This window comes from Pseudoalteromonas distincta, assembly GCF_005877035.1.
Classification (GTDB): Bacteria; Pseudomonadota; Gammaproteobacteria; order Enterobacterales; family Alteromonadaceae; genus Pseudoalteromonas; species Pseudoalteromonas distincta.
On record NZ_CP040558.1, the window covers coordinates 2478769 to 2490526 of the forward strand.

Annotated in this window: 10 protein-coding genes; 4 read left to right on the plus strand and 6 right to left on the minus strand. The window is 41.0% G+C overall.

Annotated elements, in window-relative coordinates; translation table 11 throughout:
• Window positions 1–53 precede the first annotated feature (53 nt).
• From FFU37_RS11045 to metA, 6 genes are all read right to left on the minus strand, one after another.
• A complete protein-coding gene (locus FFU37_RS11045; RefSeq protein ID WP_138489501.1) occupies window positions 54–809 on the minus strand; it encodes a hypothetical protein in 756 nt (251 codons plus the stop codon).
• 318 nt (window positions 810–1127) lie between these two features.
• Window positions 1128–1496, minus strand: coding sequence for a hypothetical protein (locus tag FFU37_RS11050; protein ID WP_039487230.1), 369 nt, complete (start codon window positions 1494–1496; stop codon window positions 1128–1130).
• A 189-nt stretch (window positions 1497–1685) separates the two neighbouring features.
• Entirely contained in the window at window positions 1686–3014 is a 1329-nt protein-coding gene (locus FFU37_RS11055) for an IS4 family transposase (protein ID WP_039588252.1), read from the minus strand.
• A gap of 149 nt (window positions 3015–3163) precedes the next feature.
• The gene (metH, locus tag FFU37_RS11060; protein ID WP_002958120.1) at window positions 3164–5794 is read right to left on the minus strand and encodes a methionine synthase; all 2631 of its coding nucleotides are present in this window, start codon (window positions 5792–5794) and stop codon (window positions 3164–3166) included.
• Between the two features lie 9 nt (window positions 5795–5803).
• Window positions 5804–6877 carry a homocysteine S-methyltransferase family protein gene (locus tag FFU37_RS11065; protein WP_039486821.1) on the minus strand — a complete coding sequence of 358 codons (1074 nt, stop codon included), beginning with the start codon at window positions 6875–6877 and terminating at the stop codon, window positions 5804–5806.
• Window positions 6867–7814: a homoserine O-acetyltransferase MetA gene (gene metA, locus FFU37_RS11070; protein WP_002958117.1), complete on the minus strand. Its 948-nt coding sequence runs from the start codon at window positions 7812–7814 to the stop codon at window positions 6867–6869. Before metA ends, FFU37_RS11065 begins: the two co-directional genes overlap by 11 nt.
• A 222-nt stretch (window positions 7815–8036) precedes the next feature.
• On the opposite strand from metA, the gene ettA reads away from it, so the two are divergent.
• From ettA to FFU37_RS11090, 4 genes are all read left to right on the plus strand, one after another.
• On the plus strand, window positions 8037–9710 hold the full coding sequence (ettA, locus tag FFU37_RS11075) for an energy-dependent translational throttle protein EttA (protein WP_039486820.1): 1674 nt from the start codon (window positions 8037–8039) through the stop codon (window positions 9708–9710).
• Between the two features lie 154 nt (window positions 9711–9864).
• Window positions 9865–10230, plus strand: coding sequence for a PilZ domain-containing protein (locus FFU37_RS11080; RefSeq protein ID WP_002958114.1), 366 nt, complete (start codon window positions 9865–9867; stop codon window positions 10228–10230).
• 53 nt (window positions 10231–10283) lie between these two features.
• Window positions 10284–11192 (plus strand): histone deacetylase family protein, encoded by a 909-nt coding sequence (locus FFU37_RS11085; RefSeq protein ID WP_138489502.1) that lies wholly within the window; start codon window positions 10284–10286, stop codon window positions 11190–11192.
• A gap of 62 nt (window positions 11193–11254) precedes the next feature.
• On the plus strand, window positions 11255–11758 hold the full coding sequence (locus FFU37_RS11090; protein WP_138489503.1) for a TlpA family protein disulfide reductase: 504 nt from the start codon (window positions 11255–11257) through the stop codon (window positions 11756–11758).

An 11758-nucleotide genomic window follows, 5' to 3' on the forward strand; every position in this document is an offset into this window, starting at 1 on the left:
AACGTTTAACTGTTAAAAACAGATCTACATTATCAAGCATACTAAAACATACATTAATGAGTGCTTATAACATCTTCAAATAGTAATCGCTCATCGTCTTTATAAACTTCAAGCCAACCCGGTGGTGATGTATCACAGCCAATAATGGTTACATGTAGTATGTAACTATAACGCCCATTTTTAAACGTATAATAGTGATTACTGCCACTGCCACTAACCGTTACATCGCCGTTAAATAAAACCATATCAGGCTTATCCTTTGCTCTTTTATCAATATTCCACACTGCATATCGATAATTATGATCGCCTAAATCATCAACACGAATATGGTAGTTAGCCGTTTTCCAATCGAGTATTGGTTTTTTAAAAGTATTAACACTTGAATGCAGGGATTGCTTATCGTGTTCAATTAAGCGTTTAGCAAGTGCCTGCTCTTTAGCATTTTGGGTATTTACAGCAATAATTTTACCTTCGGTATCTACCCACACCACGCCGTTATTTAGCATAATGCCGCGCCAACCACCGCTTTCCCAATCGGTATCAATGTTTGAACTGGCAATAACTGCTACTAACTCATCATTAAATACTTCATCAAAGCGGTTAATAAACTCAGTTTCATTTTTAATGTCAGGTATGGGGTACTGTCGTTTTAATGGGTAGCTAATAAGTGCAGCAATTGTAGGTTTATCGTGAGCTGCAAAGGCAGTAATAACAGGTAAAACGAACTCGTGATATTTTTGCTCAAGAGCAAATGTGCTAGATGTGAAAAGTAGAGATAGGCACAGTAGAATGTGGCTTAGATATTTCATTTATAGTCCTTCAATTTGGGCTTTTATTATATTTCTAATACTTTGACCTAAAATCTTAGAACATACTTTTCTGCGTCGTAAGACAAGCTCGACAACTCATTTTCTAACTCGTTAACCCTTATAGTTGATAGCATAATTTTTTCACTTTGCTCACTTTGTGCAGTAACTGTTTCGATAGACTGAGCGTATGCCAATGATGTACTTGTAACCTATATAATAAAGCAAAGAATAAATTTCATTGTATTCCTTTAAGTTGTTTAAACTTCATTTAGTTATTAACCAAATTACGCTAATTGTGGTTGAGATAAAAACCAGTATTTAGAGCTTCTCTTTGTTTATTAAAGCTCTTTCTTTGACTGCGGCTTGGCGAATAAAGAACATTATTACGCAGCTTGCAATGTTTCCACCTATTAATAAGCTGAGTATTGCTAAAATAGTTATTTGATTAACTTTTCTCTTGGATACAGCCCATAAATGCCACAAAGCATAACTACAAAGGCCAAGCACTGCCAAAGCTAGCGCTAAGGGATGTACACTTCCCTTTTTGAGAACAATAAAAACCATCCCACCAGCAGCAACAAGTGAAAAAAGACATAGCCCGACCAGATAAAGCTTTACGAAAAAACCCAGAGTCGAAAAGCTAAATTCATGTTTAATTTTGTTTGATTGATTAATTTCTGCAGTCATAATATTCCTTATTGATAAAGTATAAAAAGCTTATCAAATACCATTTGAGGGAGGCCTCAAAATGATTTCCATTTCTTCACTCAATAATTTCATTTAATAAACTTATTGTAAACAAGTAATTACCTAAATTAAAAAAGATATTAGATAGTGCTTTGTAATAAAAAACGAGCCTAATTAGGCTAATGCCAGTCAGTTAAGCTGACTGGCATCTTTCTTTTTATGGGGATACTTAGATGGTTTTGGCTTAACCCATCGGGGATATCTTCTATCCTCTCGTCTAGCTGGAAGCTTAAATAAGACCAGTGTATCGAGTAAGTGCTGCCAGTGTATTGGAATGTTCCCTGGGCTCATTATAGATACTGACGAGAAATACTGAATGACAGCCATCGAACTGCTAGAGAAACTAAGCTGGTTAGGCCATATCCCTGTGACTGTCGCCGCCATCGTCATTATTCTTCGTATTAAATTATAGGCGAGTAACACGGCCCATAGCTCCTGACGCACCATGTCTGGACGCTTACTTCTTAAATGGTATGCGCTATCAAGCATGGTTTGTTTGATTTCTCTAAACCCAAGTTCTATCTCCCAACGATGACAATATAATTCAACAATTTCATTACCTGGATAACGCAATCTATCCGTCATCGAGGTTAATATACGGTAGCTTTTGCCCTTTATTGTTTTGCTGATTAATCTCGCTTTAATCGTTTCAGGAACATCGGGAAAGTTTTTTTGTGCATGCTTTGTGGTTTTCAATTCAATGATATGGTCATTTTTACCCGCGCTGGAGATGATTTCATACTGTAAGTCTGGCCTTGCTGGTATCAGCCAGTGCCTCATCTCCCCAGTTTGATGCCAACGGTTTAACAGGCCTAAAGAATAATATCCTTTATCAAACATAGTCAGTGAATTATCTGGTGTACGTTCAATTAAACGCTCAGCTAATTTCATCTCGTTGGTTTTATAGTTATCAAACTCGCTACTGAGAAGTTGATGGCTGGTCAATTCCATATGACAGACCATGCGTATTTGAGGAAAGGCTGTATCACCGTATTGGTTGCTACCTGAAGAGAAGGCTTTACGATTATCAGGCGTGTCGGCTGTTCGCCACACAACACCGTCAACAGCTAATAGGTTCAAACCATTCCATGTTTCGAATGACTGTTGCTTATACATTGATTGAGCAGATTTATTGAAAACGTGTTTAACGGAATCATCACCTAACCTTTGTCTCGCCTGTACCATCGCACTTGGAGCAACGAGTTGGTTCTTGCCAGGTAACATGATATCTAGCTTATTAGCGATATTCCAAACTGATTCTTTTCGAAACAATGCCATGCCAATAACTGACCACAAAACGGCTTCAAGCGGTAATCTTCGCTTACGAACGGTTGCAATCCCTGCTTGTTGAAAACCTTGTTCAATGATTTCAGGGTCAAGAATTTCTGATAATTTTTCAAAGGTATGGTATCGGCTGCTTTCTTCAAGTGTTGCTTGCAGTGCTTGTTCTATATTCACAAAAAATCCGTAGTTAGTTTCCTAACTACGGATTTTGCATGATCGTTTGGATCGGTCAACCGGTCATTTTCTTAACTGATCGGCATTAGTCTAATTAGGCTCGTTTTTGTTTTACTGATAACTGACAGCTAAAAACTGATCACTCCTCTCTACTCCGGATCATACCCCAAATTAGGCGATAGCCATCTTTCAGCCTCTTCAAGCGTCATATTGGTTCGTTTAGCGTAATCTTCTACTTGATCCTTTTGCACAGCGGCTACAGCGTAGTACTTAGCTTCGGGGTGTGAAAAGTACCAACCCGAAACAGCAGCACCTGGCCACATGGCGTACGAGCTAGTTAGCTGCATACCAATGCGCTTTTCGGTATCGAGCAACTGCCAAATTTTCTTTTTCTCGGTGTGCTCTGGGCACGCTGGGTAACCTGGCGCAGGGCGAATACCTTGGTAGTTTTCGCGTATTAGCTCATCGTTTGCTAGGTTTTCGTCTGGTGCAAAACCCCAATACTCTTTACGTACTTTTTCGTGCAGGTATTCTGCAAACGCTTCGGCGAGCCTGTCGGCTACGGCTTTAACCATTATTTTGTTGTAATCGTCTTGCTGTGCGTCAAACGCATTTGCTAAGTCGTCTTCTTCTAGGCCGCCCGTTACTGCAAACGCGCCAAAGTAATCAGGCGTGCCTTTTGGTGCTATGTAGTCGGCTAGGCAATAGTTAGCAAAGTCGGTTTTTTCGGTTTGCTGGCGTAAATGGCACGAAGTAGTTAATACTTCTTTGCGTGTTTCATCGGTGTATATTTCTATGTCATCACCCACGCGGTTAGCCGGGAATAAACCAATTACACCAAGTGGTTGCAAACTGCCTGCTTTTTCAAGGTCGTCTAACATATCGTTAGCGTCTTTAAATAAGCTTTGCGCTTGCTCGCCTACGACTTCATCGTCCATTATGCGCGGGTATTTACCGGCAATTGACCACGTCATAAAGTATGGCGTCCAATCTATGTATTTACGCAAAGTCGCGATTGATACATTTTTAAACTCGGTGACGCCCAGCTTTTTAGGCACTGGTGGTGTGTAGTTATCCCAATCAAGCTTTGCTGCGTTATCGCGTGCGCGCTGGATTGTAACAGGCTTAGAGCGTGGTTTTTTACGCGCTTGTTGCTCGCGTACTTTTACATATTCAGCTTTAGTTTTAGCTAAAAAGTCAGGTTTAATGTCTTTTGATAATAAGTTTGAAACCACACCAACTGCACGGCTTGCGTTATTTACATACACAACGCCTTTGTCATATTGCGGCTCAATTTTTACTGCGGTGTGCGCTTTAGAGGTAGTTGCACCACCAATGAGTAGTGGCAGTTCAAAACCACGGCGTTTCATTTCTTTTGCTACGTGTACCATTTCGTCAAGCGATGGGGTAATTAAGCCCGATAAACCAATAATATCGGCTTTTTCGTCGATGGCGGTTTGCAGTATTTTATCGGCAGGTACCATTACGCCTAAATCAATAACTTCATAGTTATTACATTGTAGTACCACGCCTACAATATTTTTACCTATGTCGTGTACGTCGCCTTTTACGGTCGCCATCACTATTTTACCATTGGTTGAACCTTCTTCTTTTTCGGCTTCAATGAATGGGTCTAGGTAGGCTACGGCTCGTTTCATTACGCGCGCCGATTTAACCACTTGTGGTAAAAACATTTTACCTGCGCCAAATAAATCACCTACCACGTTCATGCCATCCATTAACGGCCCTTCAATTACGTGAATAGGTTTATCGGCAGCAGCGCGGCACTCTTCGGTATCTTCATCTATAAAGGTAGTAATGCCTTTTACAAGCGCGTGCTCAAGGCGTTTTTCTACAGGCCATGTGCGCCACTCTAAATCTTCTACTCGCTCAGCTTGTGCCATACCAGAGTATTTTGGTGCAAGCTCAACTAAACGCTCGCCTGCGCCTGGGTCTGTGTTAAGTATTACGTCTTCAACGGCTTTACGAAGCTCCTCTGGTATGTCGTCGTAAACGGCGAGTTGCCCTGCATTTACAATACCCATGTCCATACCCGCTTTTATGGCGTGGTATAAAAATACCGAGTGAATAGCTTCACGTACTGGGTTATTACCCCTAAATGAAAACGATACATTTGACACCCCGCCCGACACTTTACAGTGCGGTAAGTTTTGTTTAATGCGGCGTGTGCCTTCAATAAATTCTACAGCGTAGTTGTCGTGCTCTTCTATACCGGTGGCTACGGCAAATATATTAGGGTCGAATATAATATCTTCTGGTGGAAAACCAATATCTTCTACTAATATTTTGTAGCTGCGGGCACATATTTCATATTTGCGGTCTGCTGTATCAGCTTGTCCGTCAGTATCAAACGCCATTACAACGGCAGCTGCACCAAAGCGTTTTATTATTTTAGCTTGGCGAATAAACGGCTCTTCGCCCTCTTTTAGCGATATAGAGTTAACAATGGCCTTACCTTGAATACACTTTAAGCCTGCTTCTATTACTTCCCATTTAGAGGAGTCGACCATAATGGGTACGCGTGAAATATCAGGCTCTGAGGCTATTAAGTTTAAAAACTTAACCATAGCGGCTTTTGAGTCCAACATGGCTTCGTCCATGTTTATATCAATAACCTGTGCGCCATTTTCTACTTGTTCGCGGGCCACTGTTAGCGCGGCTTCAAAGTCTTCTTCCATGATTAAACGTTTAAACATGGCAGAACCGGTTACATTGGTACGCTCGCCGACATTAGTAAATACTGCTATTTGTTGGGTCATGTTGGCTCCTTAATTTAAGTTACAGGCTTCAAGGCCTGATAAACGCATGCGTACTTCAAGCTCTGGCAGTTGGCGTGGTTTAACGCCCGCTAGACCTTTTGCAAAAGCACGAATATGCGCAGGCGTGGTGCCACAACATCCACCTACTATATTAATAAAGCCCGATTTACCCCAATCGATAATTTCGGTTGCCATTTCAGGCGCTTCTAAGTCGTATTCACCAAACTCATTAGGCAAGCCCGCATTAGGGTGTACCGATGTAAAGGTTTCGCACACGCGCGATAACTCTTCTACATACTGGCGCAGTAAATCAGGACCAAGCGCGCAGTTTAAACCAATCGAAATAGGCTTAATATGGCGAATAGAATTATAAAATGCTTCGGTTGTTTGCCCAGAAAGCGTACGTCCAGAGGCGTCGGTAATAGTGCCCGAGATCATAACTGGTAATGTGCGCCCTGCTTGCTCAAAGGCTTCTTCTACACCAAACGAGGCGGCTTTTGCATTAAGCGTGTCGAATATAGTTTCGATTAGTATTAAATCGGCGCCGCCTTCCATTAATGCAAGGGTAGACTCTACATACGCAGTAACTAGCTTATCAAAGGTAACGTTTCGGTAACCCGGATCGTTTACGTCTGGCGAAATTGAACACGTTTTAGAGGTCGGCCCTAAAACACCGGCTACATAGCGCGGTTTTTCTGGCGTTTTAGCCGTAAATTCATCGCAAATTGCGCGTGCTAATTTAGCCGACTCTAGGTTTATTTCACGGCTTAGGTTTGCCATGTCGTAATCTTCCATCGAAATAGTGGTCGAGTTAAACGTGTTGGTTTCAATAATATCGGCGCCCGCTGATAAAAAACCACGATGAATATCAGTGATTAAGTCGGGCTTGGTTAGGCTTAATAAATCGTTATTGCCTTTAATTAATACATGCCAGTCTTTAAAACGCTCTCCGCGATAGTCTTCTTCTTCTAGCTTATGATCTTGGATCATGGTGCCCATAGCGCCATCTAAAATTAAAATGCGTTCTTTTAATGCGGCACTTATTTCGGCTTGTTTATTATTTGTAGGCGCGTTATTCGGCATAGTTGTTAGTCCTCACGTCTTGGCTAACTAAATTAATATCATACGGTGTGGTTTGGTACACGTAGTAATTTAACCAGTTCGAAAAAAGTAAAAAAGCATGGCTTTGCCACGTTTTTGAAGGTTGTTTGGTTGCATCGTCATCCGGAAAGTAATTTTCGGGCTTTGGTGCATTAGGGCTTTTTTTACAATCGCGCTCGTATTCTGCTTTTAGCGAGTCGGCGTCGTACTCTGGGTGGCCGGTTATAAACACTTGGCTACCCGATTTATTTTTAAGTAAGTAAGCCCCTACTCGCTCAGAACCTGCCAGTACAACGAGTTCTTCACAGGCATTTATTTTATTTATATCAATGTGGCCGTAGCGTGAGTGCGGTACTAAAAAGGTATCGTCGAATCCACGAGTCAGTGCACCGTGATCAAAATAACACTGGTGAGTAAATACGCCACACAGTTTATCGTCTTTTAAATCACGCTTTAAATTGTAACGATGATATAACGCTGCATGCGCTGCCCAACACGAAAATAACGTAGAGGTAACGTGTTGCTCAGCCCAATCAATAATGACTTTTAGCTCATCCCAATACGCTACATCGTCGTATTCTAAATGCGCAAGTGGCGCACCGGTTACTATTAATGCATCGTAATTGTTGTCTTTAACCTCAGAAAAGTAACGGTAAAAGGTATCAAGGTGCTCTTCTGAGTTGCTGCTACTGCGGTGAGTGTCGAGGCGCAGTAGTTCTACGTTTACTTGCAAAGGCGAATTGGCAAGTAAGCGAATAAACTGAACTTCGGTTTCTACTTTATTAGGCATTAAGTTTAAAATAGCCAAACGCATTGGGCGTATTTCTTGCGTTTTTGCACGACTTTTTGGCATTACAAATACGTTTTCTTGACGTAAACGTGCAATTGCCGGCAACTCGTCTTTTACTGTAATTGGCATACTTTACTCCTGCTCATAAAAACCGAGGCTTAATTATGAACTGAAAGTAAAAAATATCAACCTCTAGATGTATAGATGTCCAAATGAAATTTATTCATGATTTTATATTTTACTTACAAGCATGCTTTGGTGCTTTAAAACCCGCCATTCGTTGACTGTTTCACCCGTCAGCCACTACAATACAACATTGAAATTTTTATTATTATTTGAAGGCTTTCCTCCATGGTTTTACCTGATAAATTTATATTCTCGATGAGTCGAGTATCTAAGGTTGTGCCACCTAAGCGCACTATCTTAAAAGATATTTCGTTGCACTTTTTTCCTGGCGCTAAAATTGGTGTGCTTGGTTTAAACGGTTCTGGTAAATCTACGTTACTGCGTATTATGGCCGGTGTTGACCAAGATTTTGAAGGTGATGCACATCCTCAGCCTGGTACTAAAATTGGTTATTTACCGCAAGAACCTATTTTAGACGAAAGTAAAACAGTACGTGAAACTGTTGAAGAAGCTGTTGGCGAAGTTAAGCATGCACTTAAACGTCTTGACGAAGTGTATAACGAATACGCCATGGAAGACGCTGACTTTGACGCACTTGCAAAAGAGCAAGGCGAGCTTGAAGCTGTTATTCAAGCGCACGATGGTCATAACATCGACAACGTTTTAGAACGCGCAGCTGATGCACTTCGCCTGCCAGAGTGGGATGCTAAAATTGAGCACCTTTCAGGTGGTGAGCGTCGTCGTGTTGCTATATGTCGATTATTACTTGAAAAACCAGACATGCTTATTCTTGATGAGCCTACTAACCACTTAGATGCTGAGTCGGTTGCATGGTTAGAGCGCTTCTTACACGATTACGAAGGCACTGTTGTGGCAGTAACGCATGACCGTTACTTCCTTGATAATGTAGCTGGTTGGATATTGGAGCTTGACCGTGGTGAAGGTATTCCATGGGAAGGTAACTACTCTTCTTGGCTTGAACAAAAAGATGCGCGCTTACAACAAGAACAAAAATCTGAAAAAGCTCGTCAAAAATCAATTGCGCAAGAACTTGAATGGGTTCGTTCAAACCCTAAAGGTCGTCAAGCTAAGTCAAAAGCACGTATGGCTCAGTTTACTGAAATGCAGCAGTCTGATTACCAAAAACGTAACGAAACTAACGAGATGTTTATTCCACCTGGCCCGCGTTTAGGTGACCAAGTACTTGAAGTAACTAATCTTCGTAAGAGTTTTGGCGATCGTGTTTTAATTGATGACTTAAGCTTTAGCATGCCAAAAGGTGCCATTGTGGGCATTATTGGTGCGAATGGCGCGGGTAAATCAACACTGTTTAAAATGATAAGCGGTGAGCAAACGCAAGACAGCGGTAGCATCAGCGTTGGCGAAACAGTACACCTTGCGACTGTTGATCAGTTCCGCGACGGTATGGACGAAAGCAAAACTGTTTTCCAAGAAATATCAGACGGACAAGACGTACTGAAAATTGGTAACTTTGAGTTCCCAAGCCGAGCATATGTAAGTCGCTTTAACTTTAAAGGTAACGATCAGCAAAAGTTTGTTAAAGACCTATCAGGTGGTGAGCGTAACCGTTTACACCTTGCTAAGTTATTAAAAGCTGGCGGCAATGTGTTACTACTCGATGAGCCAACCAATGACTTGGACGTTGAAACACTACGTGCACTGGAGAACGCTATTTTAGAGTTCCCAGGTTGTGTAATGTGTATCTCGCATGACCGTTGGTTCCTTGACCGTATTGCTACACATATTTTAGATTACCGCGACGAAGGTCAAATTAACTTCTTTGATGGTAACTACACTGAATATGAAGAGTGGCTTAAAAAGACCCTAGGCGCTGAGGCAACTCAACCTAAACGTATTAAATACAAAAAAATTGGCTAAAAATATTGGTTAATTTTATGTTTGTATAACTTAAGCCCTGCACTTTGCAGGGCTTTTTTATGCCACCAGCATTACAGGAGAATATCCTGCTAGCATGTAGAGAATTACCCGCTATGCTTAATTTATTATAAAAACAGTAAGGCTAAATTAGGTTATGCAAAATCGTCGACAGTTTTCTCGTGTGCTATTTTCAACTAACGCCCTGTTATGTTTTGATAGCCAACAGTATCCGTGTAAATTACTCGATCTATCTTTACATGGCGCGTTGGTCACTAATTGTGATGCATTTATTGGCAGCCACAATACGCAAGCAATACTGCGTTTTACATTGCCTCAAAGCGATATAGAAATAAAAATGGAAGTAGTGATTTGCCATATTGAAGCCGATCATATTGGTTTAAAATGCCATCACATTGATATAGACAGTATTACTTATTTAAAGCGTTTAATAGAGCTAAACTTAGCCGATGATGAGCTACTGCATCGCGAATTAGCGTCACTTATTAATGACTCACAATAGACTCATTCTCTTAAGTTGATTACCATAGCGCAAACTTTATAAAGCTTGTAAATATGCGCTTAAATCCTCATTTGCCTTTGGTATACCATCCTAACTACTCGTTTAGCTTTGATCCTAAGCATCGCTTTGTAATGAGTAAATTTGCACATTTATATCAACATGTTGCAGAGCTTGGTTTAATCGGCAGTAACCTAGTTGAGCCAATATTAGGCACGCCAGAGCCGCTTGAGCTTGTGCATTGCGATAATTATATCCAAGATTTATGGCACAACCGCTTAGATGAAAAAGCAATGCGTCGCATTGGCCTACCTTGGTCAAAAGAGCTTATGGCACGTACATTTACAGCCCCTCAAGGAACGCTACAGACAGCCCGCTTAGCACTTAAACACGGTATAGCGTGTCATCTTGCTGGTGGTACACATCACGCACATAATGACTTTGGATCAGGTTTTTGTATGGTTAACGATTTGGCCTTTACCACGCAAACTTTAATTAAATCGGGTGAGGTAACTAACGTACTTATTTTTGATTTAGACGTGCACCAAGGTGATGGCACAGCCGCAATGTTACAGCATCAACCCTATGCGTATACTTGCTCTATCCATTGCGAAAAAAACTTCCCCTTTAGAAAGTCCGCTAGCGATTTAGACATTGGCCTGGCAAATAATATGAAGGACGACGAATACCTTGCCATAGTTGACGAAACTCTAAGTTATTTACTTAAAGAGCTAAACCCAAGCTTAGTACTTTACGATGCTGGCGTTGATATTTGGCAAGGTGATGGCTTGGGTAAGTTAGATATTAGCTGGGATGGCATAGCTAAACGTGACCATTTAGTGCTAAAACGCTGCCTTGAACACAATACACCTGTAGCTACTGTGATAGGCGGAGGTTACGATAGAGATCACCTACGCCTCGCTAAACGCCACGCTATTGTTGTTGAACAAGCTGCTGGCTTTTAGTTTGAAAGAAAAATGTTAAATTATCGTTCTTGTTTAATATGTAAAATAAAAAAGAGCATATTATGAAACAGCTATTTATTACCATCACGCTAATTTTATTAAGCTTTACAGCTTACGCACAAGATACAAGCTCAGAAGCAACATATCCTAAATTGCCTACATTAAATTTACAAATGGCTGATGGGTCGCCACTCAATACTCAAGATTTATTAGGTCAACCTTACGTTTTACACTTTTGGGCAACGTGGTGCCCGTACTGTAAAAAGCTGCAGCCAGCACTTCAAAAAATTGATGATATGGGCTTAAAAGTTATTGCCGTGAGCTTTAAAGAAGATGACGATGCTACTCCCGCTAAAGCACTTAGCGAAAGAGGTTATACTTTTAAAACAGCTGTAAAAGCCGATGCAATAGCACAGCAATTAGGTATACGAGGCACACCTACTACATTGTTTGTAAATAAAGAAGGCAATGTAATTTGGCTGACTAATACGTCAAATCCAGAAGATCCAAACCTTCATTTAAATGCACGAACATTGTTGCACTCCATCGACATGGCAACTGAGTAA